This is a genomic window from Haloterrigena sp. KLK7 (assembly GCF_037914945.1).
Taxonomy (GTDB): Archaea; Halobacteriota; Halobacteria; order Halobacteriales; family Natrialbaceae; genus Haloterrigena; species Haloterrigena salinisoli.
On record NZ_CP149787.1, the window covers coordinates 2,456,758 to 2,472,488 of the forward strand.

Sequence of the window (15,731 nt, forward strand, 5' to 3'; positions counted from 1 at the left end):
AGAGAACCGACGCGCTCGAGCGCGTCGAGAGAGTCCACGAGCCTGCTCGGGAGACTCGCGTCTCGAGCGCCTAGTCCGTGGAGAGTCCGCGAAGCGACTCCTCGCCGATCTCCGCTAGGACGTGCTCGTGGAACGCCTGCAGGGCGGCGCTCTCGTCCTCCGCGAGGACGACGTCGCTGGCCGACAGCGTCGCCAGCCCGAAGGCCCGCGGCGTCGGCGAGTCGAGCAACTGTCGTTCGATCTCGAGGTCGCCGGCCGCGATGTCGCCGACGATCGCCTCGATTTCCGCGACGTTGAGTTTGTCCTCCAGTATTTCGCGGTAGGTCTCCTCGATGACCGCGAAGTCGTCGAGATCCTCCGCGAAGCCCAGCAGCATCTCGCTCGAGACCTGCTGTTCGCTCGCCGACTTCTCGTAGCCCTTGTAGCGTTTGAGGATCATCAGCGAGCGGGTCGCGTTGATCCGGAAGTACCGCTGGAGGAGATCGGTGCCTGAGAGGGCGTTCCGGAGGTCCTCGCGCACGTCGTCGGCCTCGAGGTCGTCGACGATCCCCTCGATGTCGACCTTGCGGTTGAGGGGCATCGAGAGGACGAACCCGTTGTCCGCGACGGCGACGCGAACGTTGGCGGTCGCCTCCTGGGCGCACCGGTACGCGAGGAGTCGCGAGAGGCCGTCGTTGAACTTGCGGCCGTAGGTGGAGTGGACGTAGTAGTGGCGCTCGTACTCGTCGCGGTCCCGGACGACCTCGATCGCGAGTCGGCCCTCCGTGCTGACGCTCTCGGCGTCCGCGTAGCGGATCTGGTGTTCGAACAGGCGCGCGATCGCGCGGACGCTGTCGTCGTCGAGCGGGAACTGCCGGAGCCACGCGCGGACCCGCGGGGGACCGCCCTCCTCGTAGCGCTCGAGGAGGGCGCCCTGGAACTCGAGGATCTCCCGCCCGAGGTCATAGGAGAGCGGCAGGCGCTCGGAGTACCACGAGGGGACGGTCGGCCGCGCGCTCGTGCGGTCGACGTAGACCTTCGACCCGCGGCGGTAGCTGTACTCGAAGTGGTCGCCGCCGAGGACGAAGACGTCGCCCTTCTCCAAGGTGTCGAGGTAGTTCTCGTCTAACTGTCCGACCCACTCGTCGCCGGCGCGCGTGTAGACGTCACAGGTGAAGGAGTCGGGGATCGTCCCGATGTTGGTCATGTAGATGACGCGGGCGAGTCGGCCGCGCTTGCCGATCAGCGGCTGGCCGACGGGATACTCCTCGTGGTGGTGCTCGCCGCTGGGCGGATCGTTCTCGTCGCGCCAGATCTTCGCGTAAACGTTCTTCTCCTCTAACCCGGCGTAGTCCGCGGTGAGGTATCGGGCGAGCGACTCCCACTCCTCGTCGGTGTAGTTCCGGTAGGGGTAGGCCCGCCGCAGCGTGCCGATCACCTCCGACTCGGGACGGATCTCCGCGATCGCCATCCCGTAGACGTGCTGGGCGGCGACGTCCTGGGCGTTCTCGGGGATCGCGACCGAGTCGACGAACCCCTCTTCGGCCTTTTTCAACATCACGGCGCACTCGAGGAGTTCGTCCCGGTCGAGGGCGATCACCCGACCCGTTACCGTTTGGCCGACGCGGTGGCCCGCGCGGCCGACGCGCTGGAGCAAGGCCGCGACGGACTTGGGCGAGCCGACCTGGACCACGAGATCGACGTGGGGCATGTCGATCCCCAGTTCCAGTGAGGTCGAGGAGGTCACCACGTCGAGGCTCCCCTCCTTCAGCCGCCCCTCGACGTCGTGGCGGACCTCCTTCGAGAGGCTGCCGTGGTGACAGCCCGAGTTCTCCTCGTCGTAGGCGTCGAACCCCTCGCGGAGGTTGTGCAACACCCGTTCGGCACCGGATCGGGTGTTCGTGAACACGAGCGTGTTCGTGTGTTCCTGAATGTGCTCGTGGAGCATCCGATAGAACCGCTCCTGGACGACCTCGCGGGGCGTGTGAATCAGGTCGTCGGTCGGACACTCGAGTTCGATGTCGAACTCGCGGGCGAAGCGGGCGTCGACGATCTCGTAGTCTCGCGACGGCCCGCCGGGCTCTTCTCGGCCAACCAGAAACTCCGCGACCCCTTCGAGCGGTTCGATCGTCGCCGAACAGCCGATCCGGGTGATGTCGTGGTCGACCATCGCCTCGAGCCGCTCTAAGCTCACCGACAGGTGGGTGCCGCGCTTGCCGGAGGCCAGCGAGTGGATCTCGTCGACGATGACGTACTCGACGGTCCGGAGCTTCTCGCGGAACTTCGGCGAATTGAGGAGAATCGCGAGCGTCTCGGGCGTCGTGTTCAGGATGTGGGGCGTCTCCTCGAGCATCTTCTGGCGGTCGCTCGAGGAGGTGTCGCCATGGCGGATGGCATGGCGGATCTCGCCCATCTCCGCCCCGTCGTCCCGTTCCGCAATGACGGATTCGATCCCTTCGAGGGGCACCTCGAGGTTGCGGTGGATGTCGTTCGCGAGCGATTTGAGGGGAGAGACGTAGAGACAGTAGACGGAGTTCTCGAGGCCGTCTTTCGAGTCGCGATCGAGCTTGTACAGGTAGTTGATGATCGAGAGGAACGACGACATGGTCTTCCCGCTCCCGGTCGGCGCACAGACCAGCGTGTTCGTTCCCTCATGGATCTTCGGGATCGCCCCCTGCTGTGGCGGCGTGAAGAAGCCCTCGTTCTCGGGAACGAACTCGCCGAACTCCTCGAGCCACCACTCCTGGACCGCCGGCTCGAGGAGATTGAAGACGTCGCCGTCCTCGATCGTCGCGGCGTCCGGATCGAAGGGGAGGTCGGCGTCGGAGACCGGCAACTCGAGGCGCTCGTTCCCGCTCATTACCGTCGTCTCCGGGGCCGGTATGTAAGAGGGTTTGGACAGCGGGGTGAAAGTGAATGCGTTCGAACGAGGGCGGCGTGGCAGTTGCAAGCCTCGTATATATGTTGTCGATCGGCGACAGACCGAATCGGAAGAAGTGCGGTCGTCCTCACGTAACTGCGGAGTTGGACGAGCCGATTAGTCGCCGTGTCCCGCCGCTCGAGTCGCGTAGTCGCCACTGCGGACAGCCCATACTCGACCCATATCCATGACTCGACTGACTCGGCGTCGACTGCTCGGTGCGCTCTCGCTTTCGACCGGCGCGGGCGCGCTGTCGATCGCAGCGCGAGAGTTCGGTCCGTTCGCGTCGGATTCCGAGTCCGATTCGGACGCCGACGCGATTGCGTTCGACCCGGCCGTCGACGGATTCGGGTTCGATAACTACGCGACGCCCCCCGAGTCGCCGTCGCCGAGCGAGTTCATCTCCCGGAGCGACCTTCGGGACCGTTTGACGTCGGTCGTGAACCCGTCGCTTCTCGACTGGGGCGGGCTCTCGCTGGACGGCGCGCTGCGGTCGGGGATCGGCGCGATCGTCGATCGGCTCCTCTCGAACGCCGACTGGTTGTTCGGGACGAAGGGGTACTGCTACGGCATGGCCGCAGTCGCGCAGTGGTACGCCGAAGTACCGACCGCCGTTCCCGTCGCCCGGGACTCGGCCAGCGAGATAACCCGGATCGACGTGCCGGTCGACCGCTCCGCGACGCCCGTGCGGGACGATATCGAACGGTTTCATCGAAGCCAGTTCACCGATGTCAACTCGTGGGTGCAGCGGTGGCCGCTTCTCCGCCCGGAACGGATCGACTACCGGTCGCAGGCGCGCACGCTCCGCGACGCGATCGACGAGTACGGGTCAGCAGGGGTGACCATTACCGGTGAAAACGTCGTCGAGGGCCACTACGTGCTCTGCTACGAGTACGACGAGGGCGACACCGACGTGACGTTCGCCGCCTACGATCCGAACGTCGCCGCGGACGAGTACGCGACAGCGGCGACGTCTCGGACCATCGGGATCGACACGTCCGCCGGCGAGCCGCTGCTAGGGTCGTACGCGGCGGAGTACGATCGGTTCCTCTTCACTCGCGAGGACCGAGTCACGAACGAGCAGGCCAGAGCGGACAGATCGGAACGGGGTCGATAGCGCCGATCGGATCGCGTTCGGCACTCCGTCGGTTACAGCTCCGTCACGACTTCCACGCCGCGGGTCTCGTAGTCGCTCATCGCGGCGAGCCGATCCGAGACGTCCTCGAGTCCCACGCGCCGCGTGACCAGTTTCTTGGGCTCGAGACGGTCGCCTTCGATCATTCGAAGGAGCTCGTCGTACCGCGAGGGCGGCATCCCGCGGGAGCCGACGACGGTGACGTCCCAGCGGGTCAGCTCGTCCATCGGCAGCGAGACCTCCCCCTCCTCGGCGCTGGTCGTCAGCCCGATCTGAACGTGCGTCCCGCGAATGCGGAGGCAGTCGACGCTGTTGCGGCAGGTCTCGGCGCGGCCGAGCGCGTCGACGGAGACGTGGGCTCCGCCGTCGGTGATCGACTCGATCGCGGACGGGACGTCCGCCGCTCCGCCTCCGTCCTCGAGGGCCGACGCGTCGATCGTCTCCTCGGCGCCGAGGTCGGCGGCCATCCCGAGCGGTTCCTCGCGGACGTCGACGGCGATCACCCGTCCGCCCAGCGCGGTCGCGATCTGGACGGCCGCGAGGCCGAGGCCGCCGCAGCCGTGGACGGCGACCCAGTCGCCCGCGTCGATGTCGGCCCGGTGTGCGAGCGCGTGGAACGCCGTGACGTACCGACAGCCCAGCGCGGCGACCGCTTCCGGGGCGACCCCGTCGGGCAGCGTCGTGACATTGAACTCGGCGTGGGGGACGTGGACCTGTTCGGCGAACGCGCCGGGAACGCTCGACTCGAAGCCGAGCGCGTAGCCGTCCTCGCAGACGTTGCCGTGGCCGTTGCGACACTGGTAGCACGACCCCTCGCCGAGGTTGAACGGGACGGCGACGCGGTCCCCGACCGCGAGCGCGTCGACGTCGTCGCCGACCCGCGCGACTCGGCCCGCGGGTTCGTGGCCCAGAATCTGTCCGAGCGGTACCTGATCGTCGGCCCACTCGCCGTGGCCCCGCCAGGCGTGCCAGTCGCTCCGGCAGATGCCGCAGGCCTCGACGTCGACGACGACGCCGTGGGGTGCGAGTTCGGGCGGATCGACCGACTCGATCGACAGCGGTTCGCCGTAGGCCTCGAGCACAGCAGCGCGCATACCGCCGCCAACGAGTGCGGGGGAGGTAATGGCTCCGACATGCGGTCCGCCAGCGGGCTCCCCGCCTACCGGGGCGAGCGGACAAGACTATGCTTATCGGTCAGGGCGTGCGAGAGTCCAGCATGCGCGTCACCTTTCTCGGAAGCGGCAGCGCGATGCCGACCGGCGAGCGGTTCCAGACGGGGATCCTCGTCCAGAACGACGGCCGAACCCTGCTGATCGATTGCGGATCGGGCGTCCTCCACCGCCTCCAGCAGTCCGGCGTCGGCTACGAGAACGTCTCGAGCGTGCTCCTCACGCACCACCACCTCGACCACGTCGCCGACCTGCTCCCGCTGATGAAGGCCCGCTGGCTCGCCGGCGAGGAGCACCTCGAGGTCGTCGGGCCACAGGGGACGAAGGCCCTGCTCGACGACCTCCTCTCCGTCCACGAGTACATGCAGGGCAAACTCGACCTGCAGGTGCGGGAGGTCGTCGCCGGCGAGTTCTCCGTCGCGGGGTTCGACGTCTCGGCCTACGAGACGCGCCACTCGCTGCCCTGTCTCGCCTACCGGTTCGGCGATCTGTTCACCTTCAGCGGCGACAGCGAGGCCTTCCCGGGGTTGGCGAACTTCGCCGACGGCTCGGCCATTCTGGCCCACGACTGTTCGTTCCCCGACGACGTCGACGTCTCGAACCACCCCACGCCGGGGACGCTCGGCGAGGCGCTGGCCGGCCACGAGATCGGCCGCGTCTACCTGACCCACCTCTATCCGCACACGGACGGTCGCCACGACGAGATGCTCGAGTCGATCGGCGCCCGCTACGACGGCGACGTCCGGTTCGCCGAGGACCTGAAGACGATCACGATCGAGTGAGCGACTGATCGCTCGCGAGTGAGCGGCCGATCGCCCGCGAGCGGACGGTACTGCAGGCGAATCGCGGTCAACCGGCGACACGGCTTCGCGGTCGGATTTGCGATTCTTTCACATCCTGACAGGAACATCCGAACTGGTATATGGCCCAAGTTTGTAGGATCATAACAACAGAATGGTCGCCAGAGTCGAAACGGTTGATTTCGGAGGCGAGATCGGATGAGCGTGCCGGATAGGATCGCAGACGCGGTGACGAGTCACTCGCTGATCGTCATCGCTGTACTCCTGCTCCTGACGGCGGCCGTCGGCGCCGGAATGCCGATGGTCGAACAATCCTCGTCGCTCGATCAGTTCGAGAGCGAGTCCGAGGAGGCGAAGGCCCTCGAGCGCATCCAGGGCAACTCCGAGGGCGGGATCGACCCCTACTTCGCGACGGAGGGCGACGAGAACACGACCAGCGTTCAGGTGATCGTCCGCGGTAACGGCGACAACGTCCTCACGCAGGAGTCGCTGGTCTCGTCGCTCGAGTTCCAACAGGAGCTCCGAACCGACGAGTCGATCAACGAGACGCTGGCGGAGAACCGGTCGATCACCGGCGTCGAGAACCTCGTCGCGTTCACCGCGATCAGCGGCGATCTCGCCGAACGAGAGGCGGTGCTCGAGAGCGGACTCAACGACACGCTGACGCTGCAGCGCGAGTACCTGAACGAGACCGCCGCCGGCGACGAGGAGGCGGCCGCCGAGACCGAAGCCGAGATCAACGCCACGATCGAACAGTCGGCCGAAACGGCTGAACTCGACGACCAGCAGGCCGCCGAGTACGAGGAGTTGGTCCAGCAGGCTCGAGAGGTCGAGTCCGGCCGCTGGGAGATCGAACAGCAGACCGACGACTACGAGGCGAGCGAGGAGTACCGGAATCTGACCGCGAACCTCGAGCAGATTCGCCTCGGTGCGACGACCGGGATCTTCGAAGCCGAATACGCGCAGCTACAGGAGGGTACCGTCCCGCTCGAGGAGCAGATCGCGGCCCTCGAGAGCCTCGACGACGAGGCGTACGAGCGGGTCCTCGTGCAGACGCTCTCGGACGACGGTAGCGGGGAGAACGTCGCGCTCGCGCTGATGCCCTCCTCCTACGAACCGGGCAGTACCGAGGCCGAGACGCGGATGACGTCGGTGACGCAGGCGACCGCGAGTGAGACGACGGGCGGCGGGATGGGCGGCGGTGCGATCAGCGATCGAATCGTCGAGAGCCAACTCGAGATCCGCGACCTCGCGAACGCCCAGGACGAGGACTACATCGTCTTCGGGGGCGGAGTCATCACCGACGAGATCGACCGTTCGATGGGCGACAGCCTCGCCATCGTCGGTCCGTTCGCCCTGCTGTTCGTCGTCGTCGCCCTGCTGATCGCTTACCGGGACCTGATCGACATCGTGCTGGGCGTCGTCGGCATCGTCGCGGTGCTCGTCTGGACGTTCGGCTTCATGGGCTGGGCCGATATCGCGTTCAACCAGATGTTCGTCGCGGTGCCGGTCCTGTTGATCGGGCTCTCGATCGACTACGCGATCCACGTCTTCATGCGTCATCGAGAGCAACGCGAGGAAGACGGACGGACCGGGTCCGTCCGCGGCTCGATGAAGATCGCGCTGGCCGGCGTCGGCGCCGCGCTCCTCTGGGTGACGGCGACGACCGTCATCGGCTTCCTCTCGAACCTCGTCAGTCCGATCGGCCCCATTCGGGAGTTCGGGATCGTCAGCTCCGTCGGGATCGTCGCCGCGCTGATCATCTTCGGCGCGCTGATCCCCGCGATGAAGGTCGAACTCGACGAGTTCCTCGAGTCGCGCGGCTTCGACCGGCGCAAGCGCGCGTTCGGGACCGGCGGCGGTCGCTTCAGCGAGGTGCTGACAGTCGGCTCGACGGCCGCCCGGAAGGCGCCGCTGGTCGTCCTCGTCCTCGTCGTCCTGCTCTCGGTAGGCGGGGTCTACGGCGCGACGCAGGTCGACACCAGCTTCCAGGAGGAGGACTTCCTCGCGGAGAGCCCGCCGGCGTGGACCGATAACCTGCCGGGCGGGATGAGCCCCGGCGAGTACCAGGCCAAGGACGATCTCGACTTCGTCAACCAGCACTTCCAGCGCGAGGACAGCCAGGCCCAGATCCTCGTCGAGAGCGACGGCGGCGGCGTCGACGACCCCGAACTGCTCGCGGCGATCAACGAGACGCGCGACGACGCCGCGGAGAGCGACGTCGTCTACACGATGGCGAACGGCGACGCCGACGTGCGGGATCCGCTGTCGACGATGGAGTCCGTCGCCGCGCAGAACGAGTCGTTCAACGAGTCGTTCCGGGCGGCCGACACCGACGGCGACGGCGTCCCCGACGAGAACGTCTCGGCGCTGTACGACCAGCTGTTCGAGACCGACGAGGAGGCCGCGAGTCAGGTCCTCCACCGGACCGACGACGGCGAGTACGACGCTGCACGGATGGTCATCGGGATCGAGGGCGGCGCCAGCGCCGCCGACACGACCAGCGAGATGCGCACGTTCGCCGACGACATCGAAGACGACAGCGACGGCCGCTGGACCGCCATCGCGACCGGCGATCCGATCGTCAGCCACATCGTCGAGCAGGACCTGCTGAACACCGTCCTCGAGAGCCTGCTGATCACGCTCGTGGCCGTGTTCGTCTTCCTGTCGGCCGCCTACTGGCTGACCGGCGACAGCGCGGCGCTGGGCGCCGTGACCCTGCTGCCGGTCGCGTTCACCGTCAGCTGGATCCTGGGGACGATGTACCTCATCGGCATGCCCTTCAACGTGCTCACGGGGATGATCACGAGCCTCACGATCGGGCTCGGCGTCGCCTACAGCATCCACGTCAGCGACCGCTACACGCTCGAGCTCGAGCGCCAGGGCAACGTCTGGGCGGCGCTGCGGACGACCGTCACCGGCACCGGCGGCGCGCTGCTCGGCAGCGCGGCGACGACCGTCGGCGGCTTCGGGACGCTCGCCTTCGCCATCCTGCCTGCGCTGCGCCAGTTCGGGATCATCACCGGGCTGACGATCACCTACGCGTTCCTCGCCAGCGTCATCGTCCTGCCGTCGCTGCTGGTGCTGTGGACGCGGTACTTCGGTCCCGACGTCTCGTTCGACGCGCCGGGATCGCCCGCCGGAACGGCGACCGCGAGCGACGGCGGCCGCGAGACCGAAACGGACGTGGCGACCGACGCGAGAGACGGAGACGATTCGGAGGGAGAGGAGTGACGACCGACGAGAGTGAGGCCGTCGACGCGTTCGAGCGCCTCGGACTCACCAGCTACGAGGCCAAGGTCTTCATCGCCTTACACCGGCTGGGGTCCGGCGCGGCGCGCGACGTCGCCGACGTGACCGACGTGCCCCGCTCGCAGGTGTACAGCGTCGCCGAGAGTCTGGAGAACCGGGGGCTGCTCGAGATCCAGCAGTCGAACCCGATCCGCTATCGGCCGGTGAGCATCGAGGAGGCCCAACAGACCCTCGAGGACCGGTTCGAACGCGAACGGGAACGGGCGTTCGACTACGTCGACGCGGTCAAACAGGAGGCGACGAGCGAGGAGACCCAGGAGGACATCTGGACCGTTCGGAGCCGCGAGCGCGTCGACGACCGCGCCGTCGACCTCCTCTCGGGGGCGACCGAGAAGATCGTCATCGGGATGCGGCTCCCGGAACTGCTCACGGAATCGATCGTCCGGACCCTCGAGGAACGCGCCGCGGCCGGCGTCTCGGTGATCGCGATCAGTCGGACCGACGAGATCCGGGAGCGACTCGACGCCGTCGACGGCGTCGACGTCGAGACGCCGCCAGCCTATCGAGAGGGCGACCAGCGATCGGGACGCATCGTCATCGCCGACGACGACGGGATCCTGTTGAGCGTGGTCGACGACGACGGGAGCGAAACGGCGATCTGGAGTTCGGGATCGCTGTTCGCCTCCGTGTTGATCCAGTTGATCGACGCCAGCGACGAACTGCGACACGACCCCGAGTAACGTCACGCCGGCGCTCGGTTTTCGCCGCTACTCGAGTCGATACCGTACCAGCGCCGCGATCTCGTCGAGATTCGACGGCTGCTGGCCCGGGGGAACTCCGGAACCTTCGCCGCTCTCTCTCTCGTTTCGTCCCGTTCCACGCCGCGGCACCAATTTTTCACTCGAATTATTGTAAATGCAGGATATCGTCCGATAGATCTATGATCGATCGAGATTTCCACTTACAATCGATTATTATGTATAATATTTATTATATTTATGGATTGTGGGCGTTCGCCCACCGTGATTCGGGAGTGAGATAATATTTATCACGATAGTAAATCCCACAGTGCCGATCAATGGCACGGAACAACCGAACCGACGATGATGACGAAGCCGATCCGATCGACTATCCGCGTCGATCGGTGTTACGAGCGGGAAGTATCGCCTCAGTGGCCGCACTGGGGCTCTCGGCGACCGGTCTCGGGACGAGCGACGACGGAGACGGAGGCGGAGACGATATCACGGCGCTCGTCGACGAGTTGACCCTCGAGGAGAAACTCCAGTTAGTCCAGGGAGAAGGGTTCTCCGAACAGGTCGACGGCGAGCAGGTCGCGACCGGGTACGTACAGCCGATCGAGCGCCTCGGGATTCCGTCGTTCGAGATGATCGACGGTCCCGCCGGTGTCGCCCCGCCACCGGAGCGAGAGGCCACCGCCTTTCCCGCGCCGATATCGCAGGCGTCGACGTGGAACACGGACCTGCTCCGCCGGTTCGGCGTCGCGCTCGGAGCGGAAGCGAAGTCCGACCGCTGGGATATGGACGTCATGCTCGCACCCGGGGTCAACATCACTCGCGTTCCGCAGGGCGGGCGGACCTTCGAGTACTTCGGCGAGGATCCCCACCTCACGTCGCGCGCAGCGGTCGAGATCATCGAGGGCGTCCAGTCCGAAGACGTCATCGCGACGGTCAAACACTATGCGGTCAACAACTGGGAAGGGAACCGACACACCGTCAGCGCGAATATCGACGACCGACCGCTACGCGAGATCTATCTGCCGGCGTTCAGAGCCGCCGTCGAGGAGGCCGAGGTCGGCTCGGTCATGTCGGCGTACAACCGGGTCAACGGGACGTACGCCAGCGAGCACCACCGTCTCCTGACCGATATCCTGAAAGAGGAGTGGGAGTTCGACGGCTACGTCGTCTCCGACTGGTGGGCGACCCAGAGCGCGGCTCCCTCGGCGAACGCGGGCCTCGACCTCGAGATGCCCGGCGGCGGGGGCTTCGGCGATCCGTACTCGGGCGAGTACTTCGGCGACGACCTTCGGCAGGCGGTCGAGGACGGCGAGGTCAGCGAGGCGACGATCGACGAGATGGTCACCAGGATTCTCGCCACTCGAGCCCGGTTCGGGCAACTCGAGGGCGACCGGGACCCGGGTGCGATCGACACGCCCGAACACCGGGCCCTCGCCCGACAGCTCGCCACGGAGGGGTCCGTCCTGCTGAAGAACGAGGCGGAGGTGCTGCCGATCGACGCGGGAGCGATCGACTCGATCGCGGTCGTCGGTCGCGCGGCCGACGAAGCGACGACCGGCGGTGGCGGCAGTTCGCAGGTCGTCCCGTCCTACGCCGTCAGCCCCCTCGAGGGCGTTCGGGAACGAGTCGGCGACGACGCGAGCGTCGAGCACGTGGGTGCCGACGGAGACGACGCCGTTGTCGACATCGACGAGGCCGCCGCCGCTGCCGAGGAGACGGACGTCGCGCTGGTGTTCGTCGACCGACCGGCGACCGAGGGCGACGATCAGGAACACCTCGACCTCCCGGGCAACCAGGCGGAGCTGATCGAGCGCGTCGCCGGGGCGAACGACCGCACCGTAGTCGTCCTGAACACCGGTGCGCCGACGATCATGCCGTGGATCGATTGCGTCCCCAGTGTGCTCCAGTCGTGGTTCCCCGGCCAAGAGGACGGGACCGCCACGGCCTCGCTGCTGTTCGGCGATGCGACCCCGTCCGGAAAGCTCCCGATCACGTTCGCGGAGCGCGAGGCCGACTATCCGGCCACCGAGGAATCGGAGTATCCCGGCACCGACCGCGGCGACGGCTACCCGGTCGCCGACTACACGGAGGGAATCTTCGTCGGCTACCGCTACTTCGACGAACACGACATCGAGCCGCTGTTCCCGTTCGGCCACGGCGAGTCCTACACCGAGTTCGAGTACTCGAACCTGCGGGTAAACCCCGGTCGCGTCGATCCCGACGGGACGGTGAACGTCGTCGTTCACGTCGAGAACGTCGGCGACCGCGAGGGTGCCGAGGTCGTCCAGGCCTACGTCGAGGACCGCGAGGCGAGCGTCGATCGACCGCCGAAGGAACTCGCGGGCTTCGAGAAGGTCCGGTTGAAACCGGGCCAGCGGCGCGCGGTGACGATCCAGATCGACGCGGACGACCTCGCGTTCTACGACGAGGACGCGGGCGAGTGGACGCTCGAACCCGGTCCGTTCGCGGTCCGCGTCGGACGCTCCGCCGGCGATATCCGACTGCAGGAGTGTTTCGAGGTGGCAGCGAAGCCGCCGGAGCGCGACGGCTAGCCGACCGACGGCGGACTCACTCGAGTCGATACCGTAGCAGCGCCGCGATGCCGCCGAGGTTCGACAGCTGCTGACCGGGCGGGAACTCGCTCGAGAAGACCGTCACCTCGCCGCCCTTCTGTTCGGTCGTGCGGACGATTTCGTCGACGCTCAACTCCCACTCGCCGTCGGGGCCGCGTTCCTTCTGTAATCGATCGTCGAGGACGAGCAGGTGCTCGATCGCGCCGAACTCGGCGGCCTTCTTCACCTGGTCGGGACCGTAGGCCGCTTTCGCGCCCTCGGCCATGCGGCGCGTGAGTTCGTCGATGTACTCGGCCTCGCTCTCGATGCGGGTCTCCTGTTGCACGTCGGCGACGGCGCCGCGCTTGAGCACCTCGTGGACGCCCCGGTCCCCGACGCTGGCCGTGTCGACCATCGTGATCTTCTCGGTGAGTTCGGATTCGTTCTGCTCGATGTGCTTGTAGGCGTCCTGCTTCGTGAAGCCGGGCCCGGCGAGGATGATCGCGTCCGCGTCCTGTCGCTTCAGGACCGTCGCGAGTTCGTCGAACAGCTCCGAGCGCCCGCGGGCGTACTCGCCTTTCCCCGTCGTCCCGGTGATCGTCGCCCGCTCCTCGGTGCCGTACTGGGCGACCGTGTGGACGTGGGCCTGCCCTTCCTCGACGGTGGCGATGGCGACGTCCGGGTTCTCGGTGGCCTCCTCGGCCTCCTCGAGGCGGGCCTCTTGGTCCGGTTTGAAGCGCTTCTCGATCGAGAGCTCGTCGCGTTCCTCGACGTTCAGCGTGTGGTGAAAGCCCAGCTGGTCCTCCCGCGAGCAGGCGACGATCTCGCCGCCGACCCGCAGTCGATTGGCGAACTTGTGGAACTCGACGTCCTCGACGGCGATAGCGACCCACATGTGCTCGCGCTCGCCGCCGGTGTCGCGCATCTGGTCGTCGTTGCGCTGGATCCGTCGAGTCGTATCGCCCGCGACGCGGTCGCCGGGCTCGAGGACGTACTGGAGGTGCCAGAGGTCGTCGACGCTCTCGGGGACGACGGTCACCCGTTCGCGTCCGCCCTCGACGTGCTCCCGGTCTTTGATCTGCATGGGCGTGGCTTCGCGTGGGTGGGGTAAGTGGGCTGCGATCCTCGAGACGACGTCTGCGGCCGAATCGCTCCGTCGAACGGGCGCTCGAGTCCGTACGCGTCACCGGACGTGGTCCGCGTGGCTCACCGGTCGCGGTCCGCGTGGCTCGCAGTGAGGGATGGTATCGCGGATCGTCGTCTCGGACCGCTGTACCACCTCTTTTGTATCCCCCACACCACGGGACGGGTAAGCGATGAGTTCCGAGACCGGGCCGACGCCGCCGTCCGATCGGATCGTCGGCCTCGACGTGCTGCGGGGAGTCGCGCTCCTCGGGATTCTACTGGTCAACGTTCGAGTGTTCTCGATGCCGTCGGTGGTGCTGACGAACCCGACGACGTACGGCGACCTGACCGGGGCGAACTACTGGGTCTGGTTCGTCGGCCACGTCTTCGGCCAGCAGAAGTTTCTCACGATATTCACGCTCCTGTTCGGCGGCGGCGTCGTGTTGTTCACCCGCAGCGCCGAGAAACGCGGCCGGTCCGCGGTCGACGTACACGTCCGGCGGTCCGTCTGGCTCGTCGTCGCCGGACTCGCACACGCCTACCTGCTGTGGTACGGCGACATCCTCGTCGCCTACGGGATCTGCGCGATCGTCGTCGGCTTCCTTCGCGATCACGACGCGCGGGATCTGGCGGCCTTCGGGCTCGCCCTGCTGGCGGTCCCGTCGCTCCTCGAGGTGGCGTCGGGGCTCACTACGGATCCGGCCGCGATCGCGGACTCGTGGCGGCCGGCCGAGGCGGTGCTTCGGTCCGAAATCGAGACGTATCGCAGCGGCTGGCTCGCCCAACTCGACCATCGGGTCCCGACCGCGTTCCAGCGCCAGACGTCGGGCTTCTTCGGCTACAGCGCCTGGCGCGTCACCGGCTCCATGCTGCTCGGGATGGCGCTGTTCGAGTGGGGCGTCCTGACGAACGACCGCTCGTCGCGGTTCTACCGCCGGCTGATCGGCGTCGGGGCCGTCAGCGGGCTCGCCGCGATCCTCGCCGGCGTCTGGTACATCGAGGCGAACGACTGGGCTGCCGGTGCGGCCCTGTTCTGGCGGCAGTTCAACTACTGGGGGAGTTTCCCCCTCGCCGGCGCGTACATCGGGATCGTGATGCTGTTCTGCCGGTGGCGGCCCGCGGGACTCGCGACCCGTGCGTTGGCCGCCGTCGGCCGGACCGCCTTCAGCAACTACATCCTGCAGACGGTCCTCGCCACGTCGATCTTCTACGGCCACGGGCTCGGGCTGTTCGGGCGGCTGACCCGAGTCGAGGCCCTCGGCGTCGTCCTGCTCATCTGGGCGATACAGATCCCGCTGTCGGTCCTCTGGCTGCGGTACTTCCGGTTCGGCCCGCTCGAGTGGCTCTGGCGCGTACTCACGTACGGCGAACTGCAGCCGCTTCGGTACGGCCGACGCGAGGACTGACTGCCGACGCGGACGGATCTCACCGGCGAGGCCGGGCTTCACTGTTAGGGCGCAGCGGTATCCCCGGTGGGTGCTAATATGTAGCATGAAGCTCGCACACGTCACGCTCCTCGAGGACTTCGGTACGCGCTCGGTCGCGGTCCACGCGCTCATGGTGCTCGCGTTCGCCAACGCGGTGCTGGCGGGGCTGTTCCTCGCCGGTCAGGTCGGACTCGTCTCGTTCGTCGCGCTGCTCAACTTCACCGCCGGGCTGTGGGTCGCCCACTCGGTCCACTCGCTCGGGAACGCGGTGGGCGACGGCGAGTACGCGGGGGTCCTCAACGAACTGGTCGACGGCGGCGCCGACGAATCCGATCGCGGGCTGAACACGGGTCGGTTCGGTCGACTGCTCGCGCTCGTCGCGGCCGTGACGGCCGTCGCGCTGTTGACCTCGGCGCAGGTCCTCCCGGGAGACGTCGTCCCGATCGCGATCGTCGCCGTCGGCAGTATCGCCGTCGTGACCGCGATCACCGGGTTCCTGATCGCCCTCGGCGCGTCCTACGACGAGAATCAACGGCAGACGATCGACCGGATCGATCGGAACGAAGCGGCGGACGGCGGCGAGATCGACGGCTGACGCCGGCGGAGTCGAACGCCGA

Annotated in this window: 10 protein-coding genes; 7 read left to right on the top strand and 3 right to left on the bottom strand. The window is 67.1% G+C overall.

Annotation, left to right across the window (positions count from 1 at the left end; translation table 11 throughout):
* Positions 1-70: 70 nt before the first annotated feature.
* The gene (locus WD430_RS12070; protein WP_339102696.1) at positions 71-2,839 is read right to left on the bottom strand and encodes an ATP-dependent helicase; all 2,769 of its coding nucleotides are present in this window, start codon (positions 2,837-2,839) and stop codon (positions 71-73) included.
* A 247-nt stretch (positions 2,840-3,086) separates the two neighbouring features.
* Between WD430_RS12070 and WD430_RS12075 the strand changes: the two genes are divergently transcribed.
* Positions 3,087-4,016, top strand: a complete 930-nt coding sequence (locus WD430_RS12075; RefSeq protein ID WP_339102697.1) for a hypothetical protein — start codon at positions 3,087-3,089, stop codon at positions 4,014-4,016.
* A 32-nt stretch (positions 4,017-4,048) separates the two neighbouring features.
* On the opposite strand, the gene WD430_RS12080 is transcribed toward WD430_RS12075, so the two are convergent.
* Positions 4,049-5,128 (bottom strand): zinc-dependent alcohol dehydrogenase family protein, encoded by a 1,080-nt coding sequence (locus WD430_RS12080; RefSeq protein ID WP_339102698.1) that lies wholly within the window; start codon positions 5,126-5,128, stop codon positions 4,049-4,051.
* Between the two features lie 122 nt (positions 5,129-5,250).
* On the opposite strand from WD430_RS12080, the gene WD430_RS12085 reads away from it, so the two are divergent.
* The 4 genes from WD430_RS12085 (at position 5,251) to WD430_RS12100 (ending at position 12,562) form a co-directional block, all read left to right on the top strand.
* Complete coding sequence (locus WD430_RS12085) at positions 5,251-5,985, top strand: MBL fold metallo-hydrolase (RefSeq protein WP_339102699.1); 735 nt, start codon at positions 5,251-5,253, stop codon at positions 5,983-5,985.
* 216 nt (positions 5,986-6,201) lie between these two features.
* Positions 6,202-9,237, top strand: a complete 3,036-nt coding sequence (locus tag WD430_RS12090) for an MMPL family transporter (RefSeq protein ID WP_339102700.1) — start codon at positions 6,202-6,204, stop codon at positions 9,235-9,237.
* Complete coding sequence (locus WD430_RS12095) at positions 9,234-9,995, top strand: helix-turn-helix domain-containing protein (protein WP_339102701.1); 762 nt, start codon at positions 9,234-9,236, stop codon at positions 9,993-9,995. The genes WD430_RS12090 and WD430_RS12095 overlap by 4 nt, the downstream gene beginning before the upstream one ends.
* A gap of 338 nt (positions 9,996-10,333) precedes the next feature.
* The gene (locus WD430_RS12100; protein ID WP_339102702.1) at positions 10,334-12,562 is read left to right on the top strand and encodes a glycoside hydrolase family 3 C-terminal domain-containing protein; all 2,229 of its coding nucleotides are present in this window, start codon (positions 10,334-10,336) and stop codon (positions 12,560-12,562) included.
* A 16-nt stretch (positions 12,563-12,578) separates the two neighbouring features.
* Here WD430_RS12100 and WD430_RS12105 read toward each other — a convergent pair whose 3' ends face one another.
* Positions 12,579-13,646 (bottom strand): mRNA surveillance protein pelota, encoded by a 1,068-nt coding sequence (locus WD430_RS12105; RefSeq protein WP_339102703.1) that lies wholly within the window; start codon positions 13,644-13,646, stop codon positions 12,579-12,581.
* Positions 13,647-13,878: 232 nt separating this feature from the next.
* Here WD430_RS12105 and WD430_RS12110 point away from each other — a divergent pair, with 232 nt between their 5' ends.
* On the top strand, positions 13,879-15,093 hold the full coding sequence (locus WD430_RS12110) for a DUF418 domain-containing protein (protein ID WP_339102704.1): 1,215 nt from the start codon (positions 13,879-13,881) through the stop codon (positions 15,091-15,093).
* 85 nt (positions 15,094-15,178) lie between these two features.
* Positions 15,179-15,709 (top strand): hypothetical protein, encoded by a 531-nt coding sequence (locus WD430_RS12115; protein WP_339102705.1) that lies wholly within the window; start codon positions 15,179-15,181, stop codon positions 15,707-15,709.
* Positions 15,710-15,731 lie beyond the last annotated feature (22 nt).

Bases quoted from the DNA above. Each gene is read 5' to 3' on its own strand.
- WD430_RS12070 (WP_339102696.1), bottom strand. From the start codon at position 2,839: ATGAGCGGGAACGAGCGCCTCGAGTTGCCGGTCTCCGACGCCGACCTC.
- WD430_RS12075 (WP_339102697.1), top strand. From the start codon at position 3,087: ATGACTCGACTGACTCGGCGTCGACTGCTCGGTGCGCTCTCGCTTTCG.
- WD430_RS12080 (WP_339102698.1), bottom strand. From the start codon at position 5,128: ATGCGCGCTGCTGTGCTCGAGGCCTACGGCGAACCGCTGTCGATCGAG.
- WD430_RS12085 (WP_339102699.1), top strand. From the start codon at position 5,251: ATGCGCGTCACCTTTCTCGGAAGCGGCAGCGCGATGCCGACCGGCGAG.
- WD430_RS12090 (WP_339102700.1), top strand. From the start codon at position 6,202: ATGAGCGTGCCGGATAGGATCGCAGACGCGGTGACGAGTCACTCGCTG.
- WD430_RS12100 (WP_339102702.1), top strand. From the start codon at position 10,334: ATGGCACGGAACAACCGAACCGACGATGATGACGAAGCCGATCCGATC.
- WD430_RS12105 (WP_339102703.1), bottom strand. From the start codon at position 13,646: ATGCAGATCAAAGACCGGGAGCACGTCGAGGGCGGACGCGAACGGGTG.
- WD430_RS12110 (WP_339102704.1), top strand. From the start codon at position 13,879: ATGAGTTCCGAGACCGGGCCGACGCCGCCGTCCGATCGGATCGTCGGC.
- WD430_RS12115 (WP_339102705.1), top strand. From the start codon at position 15,179: ATGAAGCTCGCACACGTCACGCTCCTCGAGGACTTCGGTACGCGCTCG.